This is a genomic window from Ancylobacter lacus, from assembly GCF_018390635.1.
Classification (GTDB): Bacteria; Pseudomonadota; Alphaproteobacteria; order Rhizobiales; family Xanthobacteraceae; genus Ancylobacter; species Ancylobacter lacus.
Genome location: NZ_JAHBGE010000079.1, coordinates 25136 through 50712, shown reverse-complemented (window position 1 = coordinate 50712; position 25577 = coordinate 25136). Strand labels below are relative to the sequence as shown.

General features: G+C 68.6%; 21 protein-coding genes and 1 pseudogene. 4 read left to right on the top strand and 18 right to left on the bottom strand.

Translation table 11 applies throughout. From position 1 onward, the window contains the following. From KHC27_RS19935 to KHC27_RS19900, 8 genes are all read right to left on the bottom strand, one after another. Complete coding sequence (locus KHC27_RS19935; RefSeq protein WP_213341527.1) at positions 1-981, bottom strand: 3-hydroxyacyl-CoA dehydrogenase; 981 nt, start codon at positions 979-981, stop codon at positions 1-3. Next, complete coding sequence (locus tag KHC27_RS19930; RefSeq protein WP_213341525.1) at positions 978-1868, bottom strand: N-acyl homoserine lactonase family protein; 891 nt, start codon at positions 1866-1868, stop codon at positions 978-980. Before KHC27_RS19930 ends, KHC27_RS19935 begins: the two co-directional genes overlap by 4 nt. Before the next feature lie 48 nt (positions 1869-1916). Beyond that, on the bottom strand, positions 1917-2471 hold the full coding sequence (locus tag KHC27_RS19925; RefSeq protein ID WP_213341523.1) for a hypothetical protein: 555 nt from the start codon (positions 2469-2471) through the stop codon (positions 1917-1919). After that, the gene (locus tag KHC27_RS19920; protein WP_213341521.1) at positions 2468-3511 is read right to left on the bottom strand and encodes a LacI family DNA-binding transcriptional regulator; all 1044 of its coding nucleotides are present in this window, start codon (positions 3509-3511) and stop codon (positions 2468-2470) included. The genes KHC27_RS19925 and KHC27_RS19920 overlap by 4 nt, the downstream gene beginning before the upstream one ends. A gap of 159 nt (positions 3512-3670) precedes the next feature. Continuing rightward, entirely contained in the window at positions 3671-4894 is a 1224-nt protein-coding gene (locus KHC27_RS19915; protein ID WP_213341519.1) for a sugar ABC transporter substrate-binding protein, read from the bottom strand. Positions 4895-4950: 56 nt separating this feature from the next. Next, positions 4951-5967 (bottom strand): ABC transporter permease, encoded by a 1017-nt coding sequence (locus KHC27_RS19910; RefSeq protein WP_213341517.1) that lies wholly within the window; start codon positions 5965-5967, stop codon positions 4951-4953. A 5-nt stretch (positions 5968-5972) separates the two neighbouring features. Then, positions 5973-6989 carry an ABC transporter permease gene (locus tag KHC27_RS19905; protein WP_213341515.1) on the bottom strand — a complete coding sequence of 339 codons (1017 nt, stop codon included), beginning with the start codon at positions 6987-6989 and terminating at the stop codon, positions 5973-5975. Next, on the bottom strand, positions 6986-8599 hold the full coding sequence (locus KHC27_RS19900; RefSeq protein ID WP_246520126.1) for a sugar ABC transporter ATP-binding protein: 1614 nt from the start codon (positions 8597-8599) through the stop codon (positions 6986-6988). Before KHC27_RS19900 ends, KHC27_RS19905 begins: the two co-directional genes overlap by 4 nt. Positions 8600-9012: 413 nt before the next feature. Here KHC27_RS19900 and KHC27_RS19895 point away from each other — a divergent pair, with 413 nt between their 5' ends. From KHC27_RS19895 to pdxA, 3 genes are all read left to right on the top strand, one after another. Further along, positions 9013-9870 carry a DeoR/GlpR family DNA-binding transcription regulator gene (locus KHC27_RS19895; protein ID WP_213341513.1) on the top strand — a complete coding sequence of 286 codons (858 nt, stop codon included), beginning with the start codon at positions 9013-9015 and terminating at the stop codon, positions 9868-9870. Beyond that, the gene (locus KHC27_RS19890) at positions 9863-10948 is read left to right on the top strand and encodes a four-carbon acid sugar kinase family protein (RefSeq protein WP_213341512.1); all 1086 of its coding nucleotides are present in this window, start codon (positions 9863-9865) and stop codon (positions 10946-10948) included. Before KHC27_RS19895 ends, KHC27_RS19890 begins: the two co-directional genes overlap by 8 nt. 69 nt (positions 10949-11017) lie before the next feature. Next, positions 11018-12040, top strand: coding sequence for a 4-hydroxythreonine-4-phosphate dehydrogenase PdxA (gene pdxA / locus KHC27_RS19885; protein WP_246520125.1), 1023 nt, complete (start codon positions 11018-11020; stop codon positions 12038-12040). A 202-nt stretch (positions 12041-12242) separates the two neighbouring features. On the opposite strand, the gene KHC27_RS19880 is transcribed toward pdxA, so the two are convergent. The 10 genes and pseudogenes from KHC27_RS19880 to KHC27_RS19835 all read right to left on the bottom strand — a co-directional run bounded on the left by KHC27_RS19880 (position 12243) and on the right by KHC27_RS19835 (position 24119). Further along, the gene (locus tag KHC27_RS19880; RefSeq protein ID WP_213341510.1) at positions 12243-15365 is read right to left on the bottom strand and encodes an efflux RND transporter permease subunit; all 3123 of its coding nucleotides are present in this window, start codon (positions 15363-15365) and stop codon (positions 12243-12245) included. Beyond that, positions 15362-16477 (bottom strand): efflux RND transporter periplasmic adaptor subunit, encoded by a 1116-nt coding sequence (locus KHC27_RS19875; protein WP_213341508.1) that lies wholly within the window; start codon positions 16475-16477, stop codon positions 15362-15364. The genes KHC27_RS19880 and KHC27_RS19875 overlap by 4 nt, the downstream gene beginning before the upstream one ends. A 202-nt stretch (positions 16478-16679) precedes the next feature. Beyond that, complete coding sequence (locus KHC27_RS19870; RefSeq protein ID WP_213341506.1) at positions 16680-17135, bottom strand: MarR family winged helix-turn-helix transcriptional regulator; 456 nt, start codon at positions 17133-17135, stop codon at positions 16680-16682. Between the two features lie 130 nt (positions 17136-17265). Then, the gene (locus KHC27_RS19865) at positions 17266-18282 is read right to left on the bottom strand and encodes an aldo/keto reductase (protein ID WP_213341504.1); all 1017 of its coding nucleotides are present in this window, start codon (positions 18280-18282) and stop codon (positions 17266-17268) included. A 30-nt stretch (positions 18283-18312) separates the two neighbouring features. Then, a pseudogene (locus tag KHC27_RS19860) lies at positions 18313-19619 on the bottom strand (MFS transporter). 71 nt (positions 19620-19690) lie between these two features. After that, entirely contained in the window at positions 19691-20092 is a 402-nt protein-coding gene (locus tag KHC27_RS19855) for a MarR family winged helix-turn-helix transcriptional regulator (RefSeq protein ID WP_213341502.1), read from the bottom strand. Positions 20093-20546: 454 nt separating this feature from the next. Further along, positions 20547-20774 carry a DUF1127 domain-containing protein gene (locus tag KHC27_RS19850; protein WP_213341500.1) on the bottom strand — a complete coding sequence of 76 codons (228 nt, stop codon included), beginning with the start codon at positions 20772-20774 and terminating at the stop codon, positions 20547-20549. A gap of 245 nt (positions 20775-21019) precedes the next feature. Further along, positions 21020-21841 carry an ATP-binding cassette domain-containing protein gene (locus KHC27_RS19845; RefSeq protein ID WP_213341498.1) on the bottom strand — a complete coding sequence of 274 codons (822 nt, stop codon included), beginning with the start codon at positions 21839-21841 and terminating at the stop codon, positions 21020-21022. Further along, positions 21838-22938, bottom strand: coding sequence for an ABC transporter permease (locus KHC27_RS19840; protein ID WP_213341496.1), 1101 nt, complete (start codon positions 22936-22938; stop codon positions 21838-21840). Before KHC27_RS19840 ends, KHC27_RS19845 begins: the two co-directional genes overlap by 4 nt. A gap of 131 nt (positions 22939-23069) precedes the next feature. Further along, positions 23070-24119: a sugar ABC transporter substrate-binding protein gene (locus KHC27_RS19835; RefSeq protein WP_425514897.1), complete on the bottom strand. Its 1050-nt coding sequence runs from the start codon at positions 24117-24119 to the stop codon at positions 23070-23072. 215 nt (positions 24120-24334) lie between these two features. On the opposite strand from KHC27_RS19835, the gene KHC27_RS19830 reads away from it, so the two are divergent. Next, positions 24335-25576, top strand: a complete 1242-nt coding sequence (locus tag KHC27_RS19830; protein ID WP_213341494.1) for an ROK family transcriptional regulator — start codon at positions 24335-24337, stop codon at positions 25574-25576. The last annotated feature ends 1 nt before the right edge of the window (position 25577 follow it).

Below are 25577 nucleotides of genomic sequence, written 5' to 3'. Positions count from 1 at the left end.
CTAGGGAGCGAGCCCGCTGGCCTTCTTGAAGGCGGCGAGGCCGGTCAGCGCCTGGTCGCGCCAGGCCCGGCGGGCGGCGAGCTCCGTTTCGGGAAGCGCGCGGCGCCGCTCCTCGCCGGCGCGGCGGATGGTGTCTTCCGGCCAGGCGCGCGGCGTGCGGCTCTGCGCCATGGCGTGGTACATGCCGCCGAGCCGGGCGGCATAATCGACAATGCCGCCGGGCGCGTTCAGGTCGATCGTCTCGAACGGCCCCATGAAGGCCCAGCGCAGCCCGAGCCCATGGGCAATGGTGGCGTCGATGTCGGCGAGCCCGGCATAGCCCTCGTCATAGAGCGCCCAGGCCTCGTTCAGCAGCGCGCCCTGGAGGCGGTTCAGGATGAAGCCGTCGATCTCGCGGGTGAGCGCCACCGGCACCTGCCCGACCGCCAGCATCAGCTCGCGCGCCCCCGCCAGCGCGGCGGCCTCCGTCCAGGGCGCCGGCACCAGCTCGACCACGGGGGCGAGATGCGGCGGGTTGACCGGATGGGCGATGAGGAAGCGCCCGCGGTGGGTGCAGCCCTCGGTGAAGCGCGAGGCGGGAATGCCGGAGGAGGAGGAGCCGACGATCGTCTCCGGCGCCATCGCGGCGTCGATGGCGCGGCAGATGTCGCGCTTCACCTCCACCCGCTCGAAAACGGATTCCTGCACATAGGTGGCGCCCGCGAGCGCCGCCTCCAGCGTGTCGACCACATGGAGCCGGCCGATCACCGCCTCGACATCCGCGATCAGCCCGGCCCCGGCCAGCGCGGCCGCGCTCTCCCGCGCCCAGGCCGGGATGCCGGCGCGCACCCCGGCGACGGGATCGTAGATCTGGACCCGCAGTCCCGCGCGGGCGAACACCAGCGCCCAGCCGGAGCCGACCAGTCCGGCGCCGACGATGGCGACGGCATGGGCGGCCGGCGGGGGCGTGATCGGGGCCGCGACGGGGGCCGGGCGCGTCATGCCGACACCTTCGAGGTTTCGCCGTCGGCGAGGCAGATCTCGGTGATCCGCAGCCCCTCGCGGGTGATGCGCGAGGGGAAGGTGTCGCGCAGGCGCTCCTCATGCACCGGAATGACGCGGTGGGAGTCGTAATTGACCTGCTTCATCATCGCCTCGGTGGCGAGCACCAGATTGGCCTGGCTGCCGACCGCGAGGCCCACCGGGGTGTAGACTTCCTTCTCGTCCACCGCCGCGCCGGGGCCGTGGATGTTCTCGAAGACATAGACGAGGTCGCCCGCCAGCACCCAGCTGTCCTGCGAGGCCGTCTTCCCGTCGTTGCGCACCGTGACCCACATGGAGCCCCAGGTGTGGCTGTCATCGGCCGCGTGCAGGTCGATGCCGGGCAGCACGTCGCTCACCGCGCCGTTCACGGTGACGAGGCGCTTCTGCCGGGCGAGATCGGCGCCGCGCACGATGTCGCCGGGATCGACCGCCACCATCATCCAGCGCAGCCGATCGGGCAGCGACATCGCCCAGACCCATTTCGCGATCTCGCGTTCCTGAATGTAGAATTTGGCGTTCGGGAAGTCCTCGACATTGCCGAAATGATCGAAATGCGCGTGGGTGATGAAGCAGGTGTCCACCTCTTCCGGCTTCACCCCGATCTCGGCGAGAACCGTGGTGGGATTGCGCCAGTTCTCGACACCGAAGCGATCGCCCAGGACCTTGCCATAGTCCTTGTCGCTGTAGCCGACATCGACCATCGCGACATGATCGCGGCCCTTGATGACGACGTAGCAGTAGGGAAGCTTGACGAAACCCTGGTTATGCGCGCCGTAGAGCACGCCGCTCTTGTGGTAGTTCTTGACGTAGGAATATTCGCACACCCAGATCGAATAGTCGGACATGGCTCGTTTCCTTCCTTTTCTGCTTTTCTCTTGTTTCCGGCGGGTCGTTCAGCGTCCGCAGGAGCAACAGGCATGGGAGAGGTCCACCATGGCGAGCCCGGCCTTTTCGGCGGTGGCCGCGCTCAGATGCGCGTAGGCGCGGCGCACATGGCGGGAGATGGTGTCGAAGGCGGCCTCGTTGTCGGCGCGCGGACGAAGCTCTGAGAAGGTTCTCAGCGCCAGGCCGGAAAAAGCGTGCGCGGCCACGATCTGGGCCCGGTGCGGGGCAAGGGGATCGGGTCCCGTCAGCGCCTCGATCCGCTCGCCCGCCTCGGCCCAGCGCCGCCGGCAGCTCGCCAGCTCGTCGAGGCCGGCCACCTCCGACGAGCGGGTGAGCTGGGCCAGGATCATCAGCCCGGCCAGCTGGCCGATGACCCGCCGCAGATCCTCGAACACCGGGCGGCACGCCTCGGCGTAGCGGGCGACCGCGTCCGAGCCGAGCTGCGGGGCCAGATCGTCGGGGCCGGCAACCGGCACGGGGAGCGGCCCGTCGGCAAAGAACGCGCAGTCGGGGCGATGCACCGTCGTCAGTCGGTCGAAGAGAACACGTTGTTGCATCGTCATGCGGCCCCTCCATCGCGCCTGCGGGTGGTGTTTCGCTCAATCAGCTCGCCCGGCGGCAGCCGCAGGATGTGCGGGTCCTGCCGGCGGTCGACGGCGAGCGCGCGGGCGAGGCTGACGGTCGCCGCCATCATCCCGTCCAGCGGCTGCGCCACCGTCGTCAGCAGGTGCGAGGGCCAGCCGGCCATGGTGATGTCGTCGAAACCCACCACCGAGATGTCGTCCGGCACGCGCAACCGGCCGCTTTCCTGAACCCCGGCGATGAAGCCGATGGCGACGATGTCATTGGCGCAGAACACGCCGTCGAGCGGGCGCTCCGCCTGCGCCGCCTCGAGCCCGGCGGCATAGCCGGCCTCGTAGCTGAACCGGCCGGCCTCGATCACCAGCGGCGGCGCGAAGCCGCGTTCCACCGCCCGGCTGCAGAAGCCCTTGCCGCGCTCTACATTGGTGGAGGCGCCGGGAAAGGCCGAGACATAGGCGAGATGGCGGTGCCCGCTCTCGATGAGGTGGTCGGCGACCCGCCGGCCGCCGGCCTCGTTGTCGCAGGTCACCCCGAAGCCGAGGCCGTCGGCGGACAACCGGTTGAAGAAGATGCACGGCGCCCCGGCGCCCTCGCATTTCTCGCGGGCGTGCGAGGCCATGTTGGCGGCCAGCACGATGACGAGGTCGGGCTGATAGGTCAGCAGCAGGTCGACCGCATCGTCGATCTTTTCCGGCTGGTTGGCGGCGGCGAGCATCACGTTCATGCCCGCCTCCTGCAGCATGGCCGTCATCTCGGTCATCACTTCGGGATAGAACGGGTTCGTCAGGTCGGCGACCACCATGCCGACGATCTGGGTCTTCTTGGTGATGAGGCTCTGGGCGAAGGGGTTGGGGCGGTAGCCGAGCGCGGTGGCGCGCTCCAGCACCAGCCGGCGCGTCTCCGGAGCGATGATGGCGTCGGGGTAAAAGGCGCGCGAGACCGTCGAGACCGACATGCCGAGATCGCGCGCGAGATCCTTCACGGTCACCCGACGTCCCTTGCCTCGCTGTGCGTCACTCAAGGCCTGTCTCCCTTCCTCATAACCACCGGCGGCGCCGTCGATCCCGCTGCGGCAGGAGAGCTGATTCTCTCGCAACCACGATATCGAGCGAGCCGGTGGGCGGAGCCGCCTGGCACCTGTGAGGGGGCCAGACGGCAGATCGGGTCGGTTCACACCGGCTCAGTTGACCGTCGGCGCGATCTTGGTGAGCTTGTACTGGTCCTTCGCGGCCTCGCAGCGGGAGCAGTTGATGCCCGGCTCATTGGCCGCCTTGATCACTTCCGCCGGCAGCGGCTGGATGGTCGCGCCCTTCACCGGCGTGCCGTTCAGGGCCGATTCGATGTTCAGCTCGGGCAGCAGCACGGGGTTCAGCACCTCGGTGACGAAGGACGACGGCACGCGCTCCTTCGGGAAGACGTTGCAGCCGTTCTCGAACGTGTCACCCGAGCACAGCTTCACCTTATCGGCGGGAACCCAGGGCAGCGGGTATTCGATATTGGTGGGCTTCAGCTCCCGCTTGCCGGTGAGGATTTCCATCATCAGCTTGAAGGCATAGCCCGACTGCGCCGGCGGCGAGCCGGCCGAGACGCCGGTCAGCCCCTTGGCCTGCATCGCCGGATCGGCAAGGGCGAGGCGGAAGCCGTTGGAGTTTTCGCCCGTGACCGGTACGAGATTTCCGCCCTTGTCGAGCAGCGCCTGGATGGCGCCGTATTCACCCGCCTGCGCCCAGATGCCCTGGACGTCGGGATGCGCGGCGAGGGCCTTGGCGGTCTCCTGCTGGGTCGTGCGGTCGTCCCAGAACGAGTAATATTCGGCCACCACCTCGATGCCGGGATATTTGGCGAAGATGTGCTTGGCACCGTCGGTGTGGCGCTGGTCCACCGAGTTGCCGGGCACGCCGCGCGACAGGAAGATCTTGCCCTTGCCGCCCAGCGCGTTGACCAGCGCCTGCGCCGAGTTCTCGCCGAAGCCGGAGGAGAGATAGCTCACATTGTAGGCGCAGCTCTCGGTCACGGTGGCGTCGTACATGAAGAACAGCACGCCCTGCTCGCAGCCGCGCTTGATGGTGCGGTTGAGCGCGGTGGCGGAGATCGGAAAGCTCACAATGCCGTCGGCGCCGGCATCGATCATGCTCTCATAGGCGGAGATCTGCGCCTGCGGGTCGGCGCCGGAGATGACCTCCTTCAGCTCGACGAGATCGTTATAGGGCGGGGTGGCCGCCAGCGCCTTGACGATGTTGGCCGCCTCGGACTGCCACGCATTTCCCGAATAGCTGAGGCTGAGATAGATCTTGTATTTCTTTCCGTCCTTGGGGGCGCCGGCCTCGGCGGGCTGGATTGCGCCAAGGCACGCCGCGCCCAGCAGCAGCGCGGCGGTCGCGGTCTTGAGCAGTGTCGATATCATGGTCGTTCCTCCTGATATTTGACTTTGTTCTTGTCGTTCGTCTCGCCCGTCCTGGATCAGCGCCAGAGAGAGCCGAGTTTCTGGAAAAGCTCCTCGCGCAGCAGCAGCAGCGCCACGAGGACGATGGCGCCCTCGATGATGGTGCGCAGGCCGAATTCGAGCCCGATGGCGGAGATGATGGTGCCGAGCGTGGTCAGCAGGATCGCCCCGCCCACCGTGCCGAGAAACGTGCCGCGCCCGCCGAGGATCGAGGAGCCGCCAATCACCACGGCGGCGATCGAGGGCAGCAGGTAGCTGTCGCCCATGCGCAGCGTGGCGCCGCTGGAATAGCCGACCAGCATCAGGCCGGCGAAGCCGGCGCTCAGCGCGCTGATCACATAAGGCAGGATGCGCATCGCCGTGACCGGGGCGCCGGCAATGCGCGCCGCCTCGACATTGGTGCCGATGGCATAGAGGTAGCGCCCGTACACGGAGCGGCTCTGGAACAGCCAGCCCAGCAGGACGAAGCCGACGAGGAACAGCACGGGCGCGGGCAGGCCGAGCAGGTGGCCCTTCATCAGCGCAACCGCCGCATCCGGCGCCGCGCCGCGCGGCGTGCCCTTGGTGTAGCCGAGCAGCAGCGAGGACACGATGATCGACATCGCCAGCGTCATGATGAAGGGCGGCACCTTCAGCCAGACGATGCCGGCGGCGGAGAGGAAGCCGACGCACCCGCAGGCCAGCAGCACCACGGGCAGCAGGCACCAGGCGCCGGGGTCGCTCGCCCCCACCCAGTTGGTGGCGAGGATGCCGCTCAGCGTCGCCACCGCCGGCAGCGACAGGTCGAGCCCGCCGGTGAGGATGACCAGTCCCTGCCCGAAGGACAGCACCACCAGGAAGGAGCCCAGCACCAGCACGGTCTCGACCTGCGACCAGGAGCCGAGCGAGGGACTGATGAAGCGCGCACCGACCAGCAGCACGACGCACAGGGCCGCGACCGCGAGGGTGCTGACCGTCTCGGCGCTGACCCGTGCGCTGCGCCGGGTGTCGGCGCTCTGCTGGAAACCGGCCTGCGCGATCGGATTTTCGTTCATGACCGTCATTTCCGCTCTCCGATCCGGCTCAGGAGGCCGCTGAAGACCACCGCCACGATCAGCACCACGCCCTGGAACAGGCCGGTGTAGAAGGAGGAGACGCCGCTGGAGAACAGCACCTTCTGCAGCAGGGTGAGGGTTGCCGCTCCCATCACCGAGGCGAACAGCCCGCCGCGCCCGCCGCTCAGCGAGGTGCCGCCCAGCGCCACGGCCGCGAAGGAGAGCAGCAGCAGCGGCGTGCCGGAATTGGGATTGCCGGTCGCGGTCTGCGCGCTCAGCATCAGCCCGGCGAGGCCGTAGAGCATGCCGGCCCCGACGAAGGTGATGAAGCGGGTCCGCCGCACATTGACGCCCGAGAGCGCGGCGGCGGGCTCGTCCGCGCCGATGGCATAGAGCGCGACGCCGTAATCGCTGCGCCGCACCAGCAGCCAGAGTCCGACCACGGTGGCGACCACCAGCCCGGACACCGGCACGACGCTGCCCAGCCGGGCTGTCAGCTCGTCGGCGATCCAGTCTGAAACGGCCCCGCCGGGCGCATTGAGGATGACCAGCGCGATGCCCTGGCAGATGATCATGGTCGCCAGCGTGGCGGCGATGGACTGGAGCCGGAGATAGGCGACCAGCCAGCCGTTCACCGCCCCCACAACACCGCCGATGGCAAGGCAGACCAGCAGCGAGACCAGCGCGCCGCCCGGCCCGTCCAGGGGATAGACCGCCAGCACGACGTTGGTGAGCGAGATCACCCCGGCGATGGAGAGGTCGAAACCCCGGCTCAGCACCACCAGGGTCTGCCCGGCCGCCGCCAGCGCCAGCGGCGCCGTGTTGTTCACCAGCGCGGCGATGGCATAGGCGTCCAGCGCCCGCGGCTGCTGGTAGGCGTAGAGCGCATAAAGCAGGACGTAGAGCCCGAAGATCAGGCCGGCACCGTGCGTCAGACGCCAGAGCCGGTGACGCGGGGCCGGGCCGGAGCGGGTGACGGAAGCCGCCGGCGGGGATGCGCCCGTGGTGGCGATATCGCTCATCGGGCACTCTCCGCGGCGGCGTGGGCGTGGGCGGGAGCGGCGGGTGCGGGCACATGGCCGGTCGCCGCACGGGAGCCATGACCGATCATCGCCGCCACCAGCTTCTGTTCGGCGATGTCGTCGCCCTCCAGTTCGCGGAACACCTGCCCGCCGTAGAGGACGAGGCAGCGGTCGGCGAGCTGGACGATCTCCGGCAGTTCCGAGGAATAGAACAGCACCGAGCCGCCGCGTTCGGCGAAGGCGCGGATCGCGGCATAGATGGATTCCTTGGTGCCGACATCGACGCCCCGCGTGGGGTCGAAAAGCAGCAACGTGCGGGCGCCGGTGGCCAGCGTGCGGGCCATCAGCGCCTTCTGCTGATTGCCTCCCGAGAGGTCGCCGATGGCGAAGGCGAGATAGCGCGGGTTCAGCGCCACCTCATCCGCCGAGGGCTGCGCCGCCTTCGCCTCGTCGTGCCGGCCGATAAACCCCGCCCGGCCAACGCGCGGCAGGAAGGGCAGGACCACATTGGTGGCGGCCGAGAGGCCGGCGAGGATGCCCTCGGTCTTGCGCTCTTCCGGGAGGTAGCTGATGCCCGAGCCGCAGCGCAGGGCGGCGCGCGGACTGCGATAGGCCGCGGCCCGGCCGTCGACGCGGATCACCCCGCCGGTGGGCGTCTGGAGCCCGGCCAGCAGCCGGAACAGACCACGCTGTCCCTGACCTTCCAGCGCGGCAACACCGAGGATTTCGCCTTCCCCGAGCTGCAGGCTGACCCCGCGCAACCCGTGGCCGGCCAGATCCTCGGCGGCGAGGCGCGGGGCGCGCGCCGCCCCCGCCACGCGGGCCGGGCGCCGGGCATGCTCGACCCGGTGGCCGACCATCATCTCGAAAATGTCGCCGTCGCTGGCGCTGCCAAGGCCCACCGTGCCGATGGAGCGGCCGTTGCGCAGCACGGTTGCGGACGTGCAGATCTCGCGCACCTCGGCGAGGCGATGGGAGATGTAGAGGATGGCTACCCCGCGCGCGCGGGCCTTGGCGATCTGCTCGAACAGCCAGTCGGTCTCGGCAAGCGAGGCGGTCGGCTCGTCGAGGATCAGCACACGACCGGCGTTCTCGATGGCGCGGGCGATCTCGATGCGCTGGCGCTCGGCGAGCGGCAGGTCGCCGACGCACGCGGCCGGATCGATCCGGCCGAGGCCATGGCGCGCGAGGATGTCCGCGCCGCGGGCGAGGACATGGCGCCGCGATATCAGCGGCGAGCCGGCCCCGGCCAGCGCCGGCAGAAGGAAGTTCTGCGCCACACTGAGGTTTGGAACGAGGCTGAGTTCCTGAAAGGCCGTCGCGACCTCGCGCCGGCGCGCCTCGAGGATGGAGCGCGGCGCATAGGGCTCGCCATGCAGCTGCATCTCGCCGCGGTCGGGGATCACCGCACCGGTGAAGATGCGCACGAGAGTGGACTTGCCGGCCCCGTTCTCGCCGAGGAGGGCATGAACCTCGCCGGCCTTGAGGGCGATGTCGGCATGTTCGAGAGCAACGGTCGCGCCATAGGACTTGCTGAGGCCAGCGGCGCGCATCTCACGAGACAAGGGGTGCCGCTCCCCGGTGCCGGGGCGGCCTTTGGCGTCCGTCATTCTTTTTCCTCCACGCGCCCGGAGTCGTCCCTCTATCGGGGAACGTTCTCTGAGAACGTTCTCATTGTTGGCGTGGTTTCGGACTTCGGTCAAGCGCCGTTATTCCGTTTTGTGGCTCGGGCTATGCCGGGGCGGAGAAGGTGTAGATTAGATCATTGATATGTCTTACGAAAATAGATCGCGCCCGGCAGGGCGAGACGCTGGGCGCTTGCGCCTGCGTGGGCGGTGGGCGTGCCACGGCGGGCGCCGTCTCCTTCGCAAGGCAGAGGCGCGCACAGGGAAGCGGCGGGTAGACCGCGCATCGAAAATTTCCGCCGGACCTGGAAGAAGCCATCGAAATTCGTCAAAATGTTTCATGATCAATCATTGTGCGCCGCGGACATCCCGCACGCGCGCGGTGCTGCGGAGGCCGCATGAACAGTCGCGAAGGGCAGGGCGATGGCGTCGAGGACTCCCCGCGCGGCCGGGTCGAGATGATACCGGCCAAGCGCCGCGCGCTCATCCTGGAGCGCCTCCGGCGCGAGGGGGCGGCGGGCATACAGGAGCTTGCCGACGCCATCGGCGCTTCGCTCTCCACCGTCCGGCGCGACCTCGAACATCTGGTGAAGCAGGGCGCGCTGGAACGCACCCATGGCGGCGCGCTGCTCCAGAGCACCGAGCGCGCCACCTTCGAGCCGGATGTCGCCCTTGCCGCGCAATTGCGGCGCGACGAGAAGCACGCCATCGCCGCGGCTGTCGCTGACGGGCTGCGTCCCGGACAGAGCGTGATCTTCGACGCCAGCACGACGGTGCTCGCGGTGGCGCGCGCCGTGGTCGCCCGGCGCCTTCCCCTGACGGCCGTCACCAACAGCCTCACGACCGCCCAAGTGCTGGCCGAGGCGCCCGCCGTGCAGCTCATCGTGCCGGGTGGAACGGTACGTCCGGGATCGACGACGCTGGTCGGCCGACCCGGAGAGGAGTTCCTGCGCGGCATCCATGCCGACATCGCCCTGCTCGGCACCCATGCCATTACCGGGAGGACACTGACCGAGACCGCGCTCGATGTCGCGGCGATGAAGCAGGCGATGATTGCCGCGGCCCGGCACGTCATCGTGCTGGCGGACAGCTCGAAATTCACCACCGCGAGCTTCTGCACCATCTGCGATGTCGCGGATGTCCAGGAGATCGTCACCGACGACGGCGCCGCCCCCTCGGTGCTGGCGGAGTTGAGGGGGCTGAACGTCGCGCTGCGCGTCATCTCCGTGCCCCGGCAGGGCCGCGGCCGTGGCTGAACGCACGGGGTTGCGTCTTCTCGCCGACGACCTGACCGGCGCGCTGGACAGCGCCGCGGCCTTCGCCACGCCGCATTGCCCGGTCCCGGTCCTGTGGCGCGTCCCGCTCGTGCTGCCGGCCATGGCGGCCGTCGATGCCGCCACGCGCGAGGTCGATGCCGAACGGGCGGCCAGCCGCCACGACAGGTTCGCCGACTGGCTTCTGGGCGGCGGGCTCGCCTTCAAGAAGATCGACAGCCTGATGCGCGGCAACTGGGCCGCCGAACTCGGCGGGCTGGCGACACGGCTGGCGGGCTGGCGGGTCGTCGTGGCCCCGGCCTTTCCCTTCCAGGGACGGGTCACACGGGCCGGCCGCCAGTGGCGGCGGGATGCCGACCAGCCGCTCGGGGGCGATATCGCCGCTGCGCTGCGCGGCGCCGGGCTCGTCGATGCCGATCTCCATGTGCATGACGCGCAGACGGATCGCGATCTCGACGCTGTCGTCGCGCAGGAGATGGCCGGCGGCACCCGCGTGCTGTGGGTCGGCACCGGCGGTCTCGCCGCCGCGCTCGCACGGGCCCGGCCCCCATCCCCTGCCGCAGGCCAGCCACCCGCCGATCGGTCGGTGCGAGGCCCCGTTCTGGCGCTCATAGGTTCGCATCATCCGGTGATGCGGGCACAGATCGACCATGCCGTGGCGCCCGACCCGCGCCGCCTGGCAAGGCTCTCGGCGAACCCATCGGATATCGACGCGGTTCTGGAGCGTCTCGCGCGGGGCCGCTCCTGCATCGTCACCGTGGCCTTCGAGGGCGATCGCGCCGCCGCGGCGACCGTCATTGCCGAACGCTTCTCCCGCCTGCTCGCCCATTGCCCGCCGCCCGGAACGCTGTTCGTAGCCGGCGGGGAGACGCTGCGCGATGTCGCCGATGCCGTTTGTGCTGAGCGTCTCGCGGTGGAGGGCGCGCGTGAGCCGGGGCTGGCCGTGTCGCGGCTGCAGGGCGGGCGCTTCGGGGGCACCCGCGTCCTTTCCAAGTCCGGGGCGTTCGGCCGTCCGGGCCTTCTGCGCACGCTACTGGATGAGGCGTCGGACGTGTCCTGAAGAACGTCATTGCGCGCGGATGATATTTTTTGATATTTAATGACGTATTCTGATCAATGGGTGACGTTCATGGCCGTTCCGCGTCTTGCCATCACCATGGGCGACCCTGCCGGCATCGGCCCGGAAATCATCGCCAAGGCCGGCGCCCGTCTCGCCCATCGTCTGGAGGCCGGAGAGCTGTCGCTCCTCGTCATCGGCAGCGTGGCCGCCCTTCGTGCGGCGGAGTCCCGGCTCGCGACACCGCCGATCCCCGAGATCACTGATGCCGCGCAGCCCGCGCCCCTCGCCATTGTGGCTGCCGGCGCCGAGCTGGAGCCGATCCGGCTCGGCCAGATGAGTGCGGAAGGCGGTCGGCTTGCCTACCTCGCCATCGAGAAGGCCGTGCGCCTCGCCGAGGCTGGCGCGGTGGCCGGGCTCGTCACCGCGCCGCTCAACAAGGAGGCGCTCAATCTCGCCGGCTACGCCTATTCAGGGCACACGGACATGCTCGCCCACCTCACGGGCGCGCGTGATTCCGTGATGATGCTGGCGCATGGCGCGTTTCGCGTCAGCCACCTCACCACCCATGTCGCCCTGGCGGATGTTCCGTCGAAGCTCACGCCGGCGCGCCTGCGCCGCGTCATCGAGCTGACCGCGGCGATGCTGCGCTCGCTCGGCATCCCGCACCCGCGCATCGGCATCGCCGCCTTGAATCCCCATGCCGGCGAAGGTGGCATCTTCGGCCGCGAGGATATCGAGGTGACCGCCCCTCTCGTCGCGAGCTACGAGGGTTCGGACGTCACGGTGATCGGCCCGGTGCCCGGCGACACCGTCTTCGTCAAGTTGCGCGGCCGCAGCTACGATGCCGTGGTCGCGATGTACCACGATCAGGGCCACATCCCGGTGAAACTGCTCGGCTTCGACGTCGATCCCGCAACCGGCGCGTGGAAGGCGCTGTCCGGCGTCAACATCTCCCTCGGGCTGCCCATCCTGCGGACCTCGGTCGATCACGGCACCGCCTTCGACATTGCCGGCAAAGGCATCGCCAATGAGGAAAGCCTGATCGAGGCGATCGACATGGCCCTTCAGCTCGCCGGCACGCCCGCGGCCTGAAGGAGGTAGCTGCCCGCGGCATCGAGCCGTTCAGCTTCCGGCCGCTTCTGCATCAGCGGAATGACGGCCCTCTCCTTCGGCTTTGTGCCGTCGCCCCGATCATCGGGAGGTTCGGTGATGAAGGGGGGCAACGCGTGGCCCGGCGATGCCGCACTATCTCCCTCCATGACCGCACGCTCAGGACCTGTCGGGCGACGGAGCCTCATTCCGTAACGATGGCGACGTGCGGGGCCCTCTCGCCCAGTCGGGATGGCGCGGCGGCGGAGGGCTGCGGCGTCACCGGCTGCACCCGGAACCAGATGGCGTACAGCGCGGGCAGGAAGACGAGGATCAGCACCGTGCCCACCGCCGTGCCGCCGATCAGCGTATAGGCGAGCGAGCCCCAGAAGACGGAATGGGTCAGGGGGATGAAGGCCAGCACCGCCGCCAGCGCGGTGAGGATGACCGGCCGCGCCCGCTGCACCGTCGCCTCGACCACCGCCCGATACGGATCGAGCCCTTCTTCCTGATTGGTGTGGATCTGGCCGATGAGGATGAGGGTGTTGCGCATCAGGATGCCGGCCAGCCCGATCAGCCCGAGGATGGCGTTGAAGCCGAAGGGCTGGTTGAACGCCAGCAGCGTCGGCACCGCGCCGACAAGGCCGAGCGGCGCCGTGAGCATGACCATGGCCATGGCGGAGAAGGAGCGTACCTGCAGCATGATGACCGCCAGCATCAGGGTGAGCATGAGCGGGAAGACCGCGGCCAGCGCGACGTTGGCCTTGCCCGCCTCCTCGATCGAGCCGGCCATCTCCAGGCTGTAGCCCTCCGGCAGGCGGGCGATCAGCGGCTGGAAAGCGGCGAGCAGTTCCTTCGAGACTTCGGGCGGCTGCAGGCCCTCCGCAATATCGGAGCGGAGGGTGATCGTCGGAATGCGATCGCGGCGCTTCAGGATCGGCTCCTCCATGCGGACTTCGGCATGGCCGATCTGGTCGAGCGGGATGAGCTTGCCGTCCCGCGAGGTAAGGGTGAAGTCGGACAGCCGAGCCGGATCGAGCCGCTCGCCACCGGCGCTCCGGGCGATGACGTCCACCGTGCGGATGTCCTCGCGCACCTGGGTCACCGTCACGCCGGTGAGCAGGAACTGCAGCTGCTGCGCCGCCTCGGCCGGTGAGAGGCCGATCAGCCGCAGGCGGTCCTGGTCGAGCACGAAGCGCAGGGTCGGCGCGCGCCGGCCCCAGTCCTGATTGGCCTGCCGTGTGTTCGGGTTGGCGCGCATGATGGCGAGCGCCTCGTCGGCGATGCCGCGCAGCACGGTGGCGTCCGGCCCGCGCAGCCGGAACTCGACCGGGAAGGGCGTGTAGGGGCCGAAAACGAGCTGCGTCACGCGGAGATAGGCGGCGGGAGCAAGCCCTTCGGCGACGGCCTGTCGAAGGCGCAGCTTGAGCGCCTCGCGCGCTTCGGCGTTCGGGGTCAGGATGACGATCTTGGCGAAGGCAGGATCGGGCAGCTCCGGCGACATGGCGAGGAAGAAGCGCGGCGCTCCTTGGCCGATATAGGAGGTGACGATCTCGGCCTCCTTCTGCATGTGCAGCCAGGCCTCGACCTGCTCCACCGCGTTCTGGGTGACGGCGATGCTGGTGCCTTCCGGCATGCGGAGTTCGACCAGCACCTCGGGCCGGTCGGAAACCGGGAAAAACTGCTGCCGCACCTTGCCCATGCCAAGGATCGCGACGGCGAAGACCAGCACCACCGCCCCGGCGACGAGGAACCGGCGCTGCACCGCCCAGGAGATGACGCCGCGCAGCCGGCGGTAGCCCGGCGTGTCGTAGATGGCGTGGTGGCCGCCGGGAATGGGCCTGATGTCGGGCAGCAGCTTGACGCCGAGATAGGGCGTGAACACCACCGCCACGAACCAGGACACGATGAGCGCGAAGGCGACGATCCAGAAGATGTTGCCGGCATATTCACCCGCCGAGGAATGGGCGAAGCCAACCGGCATGAGGCCGATGATGGTCACCAGCGTGCCCGAGAGCATCGGCCCGGCCGTGTGGCTCCATGCGTAAGCGGCCGCCTTGATGCGGTCCATGCCCTCTTCCATCTTCACCACCATCACCTCGATGGCGATGATGGCGTCGTCGACCAGCAGGCCGAGGCCGAGGATGAGCGCGCCAAGGGTGATGCGGTCGAAGAAGCGGCCGGTCTCCAGCATGATGACAAAGACGGCTGCAAGTGTGAGCGGCACCGCGGCCGCAACAACGATGCCCACCCGCCAGCCGAGGCTGACAAGGCTGACGAACAGGACCACGCCCAACGCCATGAAGAACTTCAGCATGAACTCGTTGACGGACTCGGTGATGTTCACCGCCTGATCGGTGATCTTGGTCAGCGTGATGCCGAGGGGGAGCGTGCCGACGATCCTGCCCGTTTCCGCCTCCAGCGCCCTGCCGAGGTCCAGCCCGTTCCACCCCGTGCGCATGACGACGCTGAGCGCCAGGGCAGGCTCCTGCTGATTGCGGATGAGGAAGGTCGGCGGGTCCTCATAGCCGCGCTCGACCGTGGCGATGTCGGCCAGCTTGAGCGTGCGCCCGTTCGCCACCACCGGCGTGTCGCGGATCTTCTGCAGGTCGTCATAGGCGCCTTCGAGGCGCACGATCACCTGCGGTCCGTCCGCGTCGATCGAGCCGGCCGGCGTGATGGCGTTCTGCCGCGCCAGCGCAGCGAAGACATCCTGTGGCGAGATGCCCAGTGTCGCGAGCCGGGGATAGGAGAATTCGATGAAGATGCGCTCCGGCCGCTCGCCGAGGATGCTCACCTTGTTGACGCCCGGCACCTGCAGCAATCGCTGGCGGATCGCTTCCGCCTGACGCACCAGAAGGCGCGGCGCCAGGTCCGGGGCGCGCAGGGCGTAGAGCGCAAAGGTGACGTCGGAATATTCGTCGTTCACGAAGGGGCCGAGAGCGCCCGCCGGCAGGTTGCGGGCTTCGTCGCCCATCTTCTTGCGCGCCTGGTAGAACTGCTCCGGGACCTCGGCGGGTGGGGTGTCGTCGCGCAGCGTCACGGTCAGGAAGGCGAGGCCGGGACGGATCAGCGCTTCGACGCGGTCATACCAGCGCAGCTCCTGCAGCCGCTTCTCCAGCGGCTCGGTAACCAGTTCCTGCATTTCCTGCGCCGTGGCGCCGGGCCAGGCGACGGTGACGGTGAGCACCTTCACCGTGAAGGTGGGGTCCTCGGCGCGGCCGAGCTTCACGAAGGCGAAGATCCCCGCCAGCGCGATCGCGATGAGGAAGAACAGGGTGACGGCCCGCTCGCGAACCGCCAGCGCGGAAAGGTTGAAACCGGTCATTGGGCTGTAGCCTGTGCCTCGGCCGCGCGGACGCGGTCGCCTTCATGCAGGAGGTGGGCGCCGAGCGCGACGACGGTTTCGCCGGGCGCAAGGCCGGTGACGACGGCGGTTTCCTTGCCAAGGCGGCGGATGGCGACCGGGCGGCGGCTGACGGTCGAGCTGTCGGCGCCGAGACCCCACACGCTGCTCGAGCGCCCGTCGTCGAGGAGCGCGCCAAGGGGAATCTCCGTCTCCTCGCCGGAGGTGGGGTCGGTCCGCGGCAGCCAGACCGTGACGGTCGCGCCGAGGGGAGCCTGCGCGGCGTCACCCTCCAGCACGTAGCGTGCCTCATAGGTGCGGGTGGCCGGATCGGCGGAATCGGCGAGCTGCCGCAGCTGTGCCGGCGATCGGCCGCCGGCCATGCCATAGACCTGGGCTTCCGCCCGCGTGCCGAGGCCGGGCCGCGCCGTCTCCGGCAGGTTGACCGCGGCCTCGCGGGCGCCGGCATGGGCGAGGCGAACCACCACCTGACCGGCCGCCACGACCTGGCCGGGATCGCCCAGCGTTTCCATCACCGTGCCGTCGGCATCGGCGCGCAGGACGGCATAGCCCGTCTCGTTGCGGGCCACTTCCGCCTGCGCCCGCGCGGAATCGAGCTCGGCGAGCGCCGTGTCGGCGGCCGCCTTCGCCTGTTCGTAGCGCTGCTTCGGGGTCCAGCCATCGGCGGTGAGGCGGCTGTAGCGCACCTCGTCGGCCTGCACCTGGACCAGCTTTGCCTGCGCGGCCATGACCGCATTCTCCCGCGCACTCAGGGTGAGTTCGAGGTCCTTGGGGTCGATGCGCATCAGGGCCTGGCCCGCGACGACGCGCTCGCCCACATCCACCAGGCGCTCGATGATCTTGCCGTTGACGCGGAAGCCGAGATTGCTCTGCACGCGCGCGGCGATGACGCCGGTAAAGGCGCGCGCGGAGGCCGCCGCGGGACGGGCCTGCGCAATGCGGACCAGCGGCGGTTCCGTCCGCGGGTCTTCCGGTGCGGCGGTGACGGCTCCCGAGCGCGTCACCACGGCAGCGCCGACGCCAACGGCGATGAGCAGGGCGGCGGAAATCATCAATGTCTTCTTGAAGCGCATGCGTCCGGCTCCCGCTCGGCTGAGGCTTTTGATGCGTGCTGTGGGGTTTGCGGCGGCCGGGAGGGGGCATGCCCGGCCGCCGCACCCCGATGGCCAAGGTTGATCTCCTGCCTCGGTCATCGATCGGAAAATAGTGAGTGGATATGCACGTACTTGGGTGGGAATGCGTATAGAGGCGCAGTCGCCGCCATCCCCATGTCCTTCAGCTTCTGGCAATGACCTCCAGCGCCGTGCGCAGCGCCTCCAGCTGCGCTGGCGTCAGTGCGGCGGCGATGCCGTCATTGACCACTCGCCAATTCTCGAGCGCTTCCGCGAGCAGCTGTTCGCCGGCTTCCGTAAGGCTGACGCGGCGCACCCGGGCATCCTTGTCGTCGACACGGATCTGGATCAGCCCCCGGCGCTCGAGGGGGCGAAGGTTCTTGGTCGTGGTGGTGCGATCCATGCCGAGGTCGGCAGCGATCTGGTTGACGGTTCGAGATGCCTGCGCCGCCAGCGTCATCAGCATCGTGAACTGCCAGTTGTTGATGCCAACCGGGCGGAAAGCGTCATCGAACCGGCGCCCCACATGCCGGCTGGCATGCTGCACGCGGCGGCAGAGGCAGGTGCGTCCCACTTCCGCGATCAGGGCCGGTAAAGGACGGCTTGTCTTCTGTATCATGACGATCAGATACGTGTATATGCACCTAATGTCAATAGGCTTGCCCGGCGGTTTTGAAACCGGCGGCCCGCCTCGCCAGCGGCTCGCAGCGTACCGTCACGCGCCGTGGTCGCCCGCGGTGGCCGCCCGCTCATGCGACCGGCAGAACGGGCCGTTCGGTATCACCGTGCGAGAGCCCCACCGCCGGCGCCGTCTCGGCCCTTTGCGTCAGCCGGCTGGCGTCGGTGAGCCGCGCCAGATGGTCCGGCCCAAGCCTGAGCGAGGTGGCGCCCAGATTGCTCTTCAGCTGCGCCTGCGAGCGCGGGCCGATCAGCGGGATGACGCCCCGGCTGGCCGCCCAGGCAATGGCGATCTGATCCGGGCTGGCGCCAAGCTCGGCCGCCACGGCAAGCACCGCGTCGAGGATCGCGCTGCGCTGGTCCGTGTCTTCCGCCTGGAACACCTTGCCGCCCAACGCCTCGGCGCGGCCCTTTTCGCCACCGCGGTATTTGCCGGTGAGCATGCCGCCGCCAAGCGGAGACCAGGTGACGATGCCCAGGCCCAGTGCGCGCGAGGCCGGCAACAGGTCGGCTTCGGGCTCGCGATGGACGAGGCTGTATTCGAACTGGGCGCTGGCGATCGGCACCGCGCCTGTCAGCTCCGCCAGCGTGGCCGCGCGTGCCAGCCGCCAGGCGGGGAAATTCGACAGGCCTGCATAGATGATCTTGCCGGCGCGGGCGAGGTCGTCGAGCCCGCGCACGATCTCCTCCGAGGGCGTCACCGCGTCGGGATGATGGACCCAGTACAGGTCGATCCTGTCGGTCTTCAGCCGCTTCAGGCTCGCTTCCAACGAGGCGACCATCGCCTTGCGGCTGTTGCCGGTCACAAGCCGGCCGGCATGGGCGGAGGCGCCATTGCTGAATTTCGTCGCCAGCACGAAATCCTCCCGCCGACCCTGCAGCAGGTCGCCGAGAAATTCTTCCGACTCGCCGAACTGATAGACATCCGCCGTGTCGATGAAATTGCCGCCGGCCTCGGCATAGAGGTTCAGGATTGCGGCGCTCTCCGCCGCATCCGCGCCGTGCCCCCAACGGCCACCGAAATTGGCCGTGCCAAGCGCCAGCTCCGATACGTTGAGCCCTGTTCGTCCAAGCAACGCGTACTTCATGATGTCCTCATGGGATGGGGTCGAGTGACGTCACACGGCCACCGGCGCCCGGCGCTCGCGAACGGCGACGATGGCGAGGGAGGCGATGAGGCAGAGGATGCCGGCGATGAAGAAGGCGGGCAGATAGGTCTGGTAGAAGGTGCGGCTGAAGCCGGCGCCATAGGCGGCCGAGGCGGCGCCGAGCTGGTGGCTGGTGAAGATCCACCCGAAGCCAGATTCGCCCGGTCGCCGAACCGGTCGGCGGTGAGCTTCACCGTGGGCGGCACGGTCGCGACCCAGTCGAGGCCGTAGAACACGGCAAAGATCGACAGGCCGTAGAAGCTGAAATCGCTGAACGGCAGATAGAGCAGCGAGAGACCCCGCAGCCCGTAGTACCAGAACAGCAGCCACCGGCTGTCGAAGCGGTCGGACAGCCAGCCCGAGGCGACGGTTCCGATGAAGTCGAACACCCCGATCAGCGCCAGCATGCCCGCCGCCGTCACCGCGGCCATGCCGTAATCGCCGCAGAGCGAAACGAAATGCGTCTGCACGAGCCCGTTGGTCGAGGCGCCGCAGACGAAGAACGTGGCGAACAGCACCCAGAAGGTGGCGGATTTGGAGGCGTCGCGCAGCGCCAGCAGGGGCGAGGCGAGCATCGCCTTCAAGGTGGTGGGATGGGCAGGGTTGGCGGGCGGCTGGGTGGCGCCATAGGGCAGCAGCCCGATGTCGGAGGGCCGGTCGCGCAACAGGGTGAGGACAGCGACCGCGGCCACCAGCAGCATGGTCAGCACCAGCGACAGCGCCGTGCGCCAGCCGAGCGTGTCGGTGAGATGCGCCAGCAGCGGCAGGAACACCAGCTGCCCCGTCGCCGTGCTCGCGGTGAGCAGGCCCAGCACCAGGCCGCGCCGCTGGGCGAACCAGCGCGTGGCCACCGTGGCGCCGAGCACCATGGCGGTGAGCCCGGTGCCGAAGCCGACCACGACGCCCCAGAGCAGCATCAGGTGCCAGACCTTCGTCATGAAGAACGAGCCGAACACGCCGAGGCCGATGAGGGACAGCGCAACGGTGGCGACCGGACGCAGGCCGAAGCGGTTCATGAAGGCGGCGGCGAACGGGCCCATCAGCCCGAACAGCACCAGCCGGATGGCGAAGCCCGAGGAAATATCCGCGGTCGCCCAGCCGAACTCGCGCTCCAGCGGTCCCATCAATACGCCGGGAGCCCCGACCGCACCGGCGGTGACCAGCATGGTGAGGAACGTGACGGCCGCGACCACCCAGCCGTAATGGATGCCGCGACGGGCGAAGAAGGCGGGAAGCCTCGGGGTCGGGGCCGGTGGAGCGGGCAGGGGGTTTTCCATCGTTCTCTCTCTGCGGGTAGATGCCCGCTTCCATGCGCGGCTATGGCCCTGAAGGGGGCAGGCCAATCGGGTCAGATGGCGGCGATAATATCCTCAAGCGCTTTGACGCGGTGCGGGCCGAGTCGCGCCGCGACCGCCTTCTGCGTTGCTTCCCAGATCGGGACGGCCTGTTCGAGCAGGTCGCGGCCATGTTCGGAAAGCGTGATCATGGTCTCGCGCTGGTCCTCGCCGCTGCGGGCGCTGGTCACCAGCGCCATGCGCTCGAGCACACGCACGTTGCGTCCGACGGTCGAGCGGTCAAGGTCACACAGGCTGCCGAGCCGCGTCAGGCTGACCGGCTCGTTCCGCTCGATCCGGCGCAGCAGCGCATATTGGGCAACATTGATGCCGAGCGGCGCCAATGCGTCGTCATAGGCAGCGCTGAGCCGGCGCGTGGCCTGGCGCAATTGGGTGCAGTAGCAGGGCGTCTCCATGATGCGTGTATATACCAGCATATCGCGCTGTGTCGAGCGCCACTGCAGGAGAGCGTCCTGTGAGGCAAGGAGCCCTTGGATGTGGCGCGCACATGTCACGAAGGGTTCGAGCGCGACGGCGCCGTTGACATCACCGAGCCGAGCTATCGGGCAGGGGAAGCGGTGGCGCCGGAGGATATCGGCACGCGCCCGCGGTTAGGGCAGGGAAGGGGGCAAGGCAGGCCGATGTGAGCGCGGCGGCTGTTCCGCCCCTGCTGCCAGCGGTTCCGGCGGTCGAGATGCCGGATGCTCCGGGATCGATGAGCCGCGGGGTATTCCTGCCTCGCCGGCAAAATGCGCGGTGCCGGGCACGCGACCAGGGGCAGGTGATGGTCGTCCAGCCCAGGCCTGGGGGATGAGCCATCGCAGCGCGCCGTCGGACGGATCGGCGTGCTGCGATGGGCGTGCTGTCGACTCAGGCGGCGCGCGCGAAGTGCAGATCGTGCTGCACCGTGGCAGCCGGCGGGTTCTCGACGGCGGGATAGGCTCCCTGCCGGGCGAGAGTCGGAATGTCGTAGCGGCTGAGGCCGAGATCGGCGAGCTCACGGTCGGTGTAGGCGGAAAGCTCGTCGGCGATCTTGTTGTAGAGGCGGCGGCGCGCAAAAGCCGTCCGCAAGGCGATGCTGATCTGTTCGATCTGCATGACATGTTCTCCTTCTTTGGCCGTGCTGCAGAGCAGCAAGAACATGAGGAGACTAGTGTGCGATGCAGCATCGCAGTAGCGCGAAATCCGCGCTGGAGCTATGCGTCCCGGACGGGTGACGGGAGTCGCCGAAAAATCCGCCGACCCGCTCGGCGCGAGCGGGTCGGCGGCACGCCGCGGCGCCGGCGGGAGACGGGCCGCGATCTGGGAAGACGGGACGGTTTCCCGCTGCGCCTTTACCGTCGCTAGGCCGCCAGTTCCTCCGCCGGGGTCTTGGCGCCGGTCATGAAGGCCACCGCGTCGGACATGGTGTGGTTCTTCGGATCGATGACGCAGAGCCGCCGGCCCAGCCGGTGAATGTGGATGCGGTCGGCGATCTCGAACACATGCGGCATGTTGTGGCTGATCAGCACGATGGGCAGGCCGCGCGAGCGCACATCGAGGATCAGCTCCAGCACCCGGCGTGATTCCTTCACGCCCAGGGCGGCGGTCGGTTCGTCCATGATGACCACACGTGAGCCGAAGGCGGCCGCCCGCGCCACCGCTACGCCCTGCCGCTGGCCGCCCGAGAGCGTCTCCACCGGCTGGTTTATGCTCTGCACGGTCATCAGCCCGAGTTCGGAGAGCTTGTCCCGGGCGATCTTCTGCATCCTCGGCCGATCGAGCATGCGGAACACCGAGCCGAGCACGCCGGGCCGGCGCATCTCGCGGCCGAGGAACATGTTGTCGGCGATGGACAGGCTGGGCGACAGCGCCAGCGACTGGTGCACCGTCTCGATGCCGGCTCTCTGGGCGTCCATCGGTGAGGCGAACCTCGTCACCTCGCCATCGAGCCGGATCTCGCCGTCATCGGGGATCAGGGCGCCGGACAGCGCCTTGATGAGCGAGGACTTGCCGGCGCCATTGTCGCCGATCACCGCGAGGATCTCGCCGGGATAGAGGTCGAAATCGGCTCGGTCCATGGCCGTCACCCGCCCGTAGCGCTTGACGAGGCCGCGCGCGGACAGCACCGGGGTGAGGGGGGCGGAGGCGGGCTTCAGTTCCGTGAGCGTGGATTGAGTGCTCATGCCGACACCTTGCGGATCCACTGGTCGAGCGCGACCGCGACGATGATGAGGATGCCGACGGTGAATTCCTGCCACAGCACGTCGACGCCCGAGAGCGCGAGGCCGTTGCGGAACACGCCGACGATGAGCGCCCCGATGAGCGTGCCGATGATGGAGCCGCGTCCGCCGAACAGGCTGGCGCCGCCGATCACCACCGCGGTGATGCTGTCGAGATTGGCGGTCTGGCCGGCCTGCGGGCTGACCGAGCCGATGCGCCCGATCAACGCCCAGGCGCCCAGCGCGCAGATGACACCCGCCGCAACGTAGACCGAGAACAGGACCTTGCGGGTGCGGATGCCAGCCAGCTCGGCGGCGGCGGGGTCGTCGCCGACCGCGTAGAGATGCCGGCCGAAAGCCGTGCGGTTGAGCACATACCAGACCAGCGCGACCAGCCCCAGCATGAAGAAGGAGCCATAGGTGAAGCGCGCGCCGAGCACGTCTACCGGCGTCCCGAGGAACTGCAGGAGCGGGGCTGCCTTGGCCACGTCCTGGGAGCGGATGGTCTCGGAGCCCGAGTACCACAGGTTCAGCGCGAAGAAGATCGACCAGGTTCCCAGCGTGACGATGAAGGGGGGCAGCTTGAGCCGCGTCACCAGCACGCCATTGATGGCGCCGCAGCCGCCGCCCACGCCGATGCCGGCCAGGAAGGCGAGCGGCGCCGGCAACCCCATCGTCACCGCCAGCTTGCCCATCACCACCGAGCACAGCACCATGATGGCGCCTACCGACAGATCGATGCCGGCGGTGATGACGATCAGCGTCTGGGCGATGCCGATAATGCCGATGATCGTCACCTGCTGGATGATCAGCGACAGGTTGAAGGACGACAGAAAACGGCCGCCCACGATGAGGCTGAAGCCGACAATGCCGAGCAGTAGCACGATGGCCGGCACCGCCGTCGGGTTGGCGTGCAGGAAGTGCTGCACGCGCTGCAGCGGCGATTTGGGGGTGACGTCGAACTCGGCGACGCGGTTGTCGCGCTTCTCGAGTACCTGCTCGAAGGCCTGTTTCGCCGGGCGACCCGAAGGGGGCGCGCCGGAACTGCTCACATCGGTCATCGCCATGTCCTCCCGCAGACCGGCTCCGCACTGGCGCGGCGCAGTGCCGGGAGAGACGCCCGTGAGCGCCTCTCGATTGGTTCAACTGGGTTGCCGCGCGCAAGGCGCGGCGATGGCGCGCGGACGGGCGGTCAGCCCCAGCACTTCTTCAGTGCTTCGGAGGACGGGATCGACTTGAGCCCGTCGACCGGCTTGTCCGTGACCAGCTCCACGCCGGTGTTCACGAAGTCGAGGCCGGGAGTCGCCTGCGGCTTGGCGCCGGTCTTGGCGTAGTCGAACACCGCCTGCACGCCCTTCGAGGCCATCAGCAGCGGGAACTGCATCGAGGTGGCGCCGATGACGCCGTCGGCCACGTTGCGCACGCCGGGGCAGCCGCCGTCGACCGAGACGATCAGCACGTCCTTGTCGCGGCCGACCGACTTGAGGGCTTCATAGGCACCGGCGGCCGCCGGCTCGTTGATGGTGTAGACGACGGAGATTTCGGGGTCCTTCTGGAGAAGGTTCTCCATCGCCTTGCGGCCGCCCTCCTCATTGCCGAGCGTGGTGTCGTGACCGACGACGCGCTTGTCCTTCTCGTCGCCGATCACCGCCGGATTGGCGAGGTCGACGCCGAAGCCCTTGAGAAAGCCCTGGTCGCGCGCGACGTCGACCGAGATCTGGTTCACGTTGAGGTCGAGCAGCGCGATCTTGGCGCTGCCGGCCTTGTCGCCCAGTACTTTGGCAGCCCACTGGCCGACATACTGACCGGCGAGGAAATTGTCGGTGGCGAAAGTGGCGTCGGCCGCGTTCGCCGGGTCGAGTGGCGTATCGAGCGCGATCACCAGGATGCCGGCGGCACGCGCCTTCTCGATCGACGGGACGATGGCGCGGCTGTCGCTGGGCGTGATCAGGATGCCCTTGGCACCGGCGGCGATGAGGTTCTCCACCGCCGCGACCTGCGAGTCGTTGTCGCCGTCGACCTTGCCGGCGAAGGAGCGCAGTTCCATGCCGAGCTCGTTGGCCTCGGCCTGGGCGCCCTCCTTCATCTTCACGAAGAAGGGGTTGGTGTTGGTCTTGGTGATGATGCCGACGATCGGCTTGTCGGCGGCCGCGGCGGGCCCGGCACCCGCGAACATGGCAGCGGCGAGCGCGACGGCGGACACGGCGGAAATAACGAGATGGTGCTCGAACGAGCGGCGCATTCTTCCCTCCCTTGGGACATTGTGACCTTGCGCGGGTTCGTGCCGCGACGTGTTGTTTGATCCATTCATGAAGCCGCAGCGCTTTTCGGCTGTCAATAAATAAATCATACAGATTTAATAATTGACGGTGTGAACTTGCTTGGCGCATCCTCACGGCGATAGACCTGCCCGATGAAGCGGCAGCGCGAGAAAAGACGATGAGGAACGCGAGGGACATGGACGAGGCGGCGTACGTCCGGACCCCGGACGATCCCGTGCCGCTTTCCCCTTCGGGCCGCGGCACCAATCCGACCGGCGTGCGGCTCTACAATGAGCGGGTCATCCTCTCCCTGATCCGTCGACACAAGGCGCTGGGAAAGGTCGAGATCGCGCGTCTCACCGGCCTTTCAACCCAGACCACCACCGTGATCATGAACCGGCTGCACGCCGAAGGCCTGCTGACCGCTGGCGAGCGCCAGCGCGGGCGTATCGGCCAGCCCTCTGTGCCTTTCTCGCTGAACCCGGACGGCGCCTTCGGCCTCGGTCTGATGATCGGCCGTCGCTCCTCCGATCTGGTGCTGATGGACTTCACCGCCGGCATTCGCGCCCGAGCCCGCCTCACCTACGCCTATCCGCTGCCGCAGGCGCTGATGGCGTTCGCCAAACGCGAGATTCCCCGTCTGACCGCCGTGCTCACCGAGGAGCAGCGCAGCCGCATCACCGGCATCGGCGTCGCCATGCCCTTCGAGCTGTGGAACTGGGAAGCCGACCTCGAGACGGCGCCGGGTGCGCTCGCCGGCTGGCGGAGCTTCGACGTGGCGCAGACGCTGGGCGAGCTGTTCCCCGAGTGGCCGGTGCGGATGTGCAACGATGCCACCTCCGCCTGCGCCGCCGAACTCACCTTCGGCTGCGGCGCGGCATTCCACGACTTCGCCTATCTCTATATCGGCACCTTCATCGGTGGCGGCGTGGTGCTGAATGGCAGCCTGCTCCCCGGCCGCTCGGGCAATGCCGGCGCGCTCGGCTCCATGCCGGTCCTGCGGCGTGAGGCGGATGGCACGGCGAGCCTGCAGCAGCTGATCCGCATCGCCTCGATCTATCGGCTCGAGCGCCGGCTGATCGCGCGCGGCCTGCCCGGCACCGACATCTGGCAGTCGCCCGACGACTGGTCGAAATTCGCCGAACCGCTGGAGGAGTGGATGGACGAGGCTGCGGACGGCCTTGCCCAGGCGATCGCGGCCACGCTGTCGGTGATCGATTTCGAAGCCGTCGTCATCGACGGCGCCTTCCCCGCCGATGTGCGCAACCGTCTCGTCGCGCGAACCCGGCAGCGCTTCGCCGCCATCGACCGCCAGGGCCTCACCGACGCCGTGGTGGTGGAAGGCTCGGTCGGCCGCGATGCCCGGGCCATCGGCGGCGCCGCGCTGCCGCTGCTGGCTACCTTCGCCCGCGATTTCGACGTGCTGTTCAAGGAGTAGA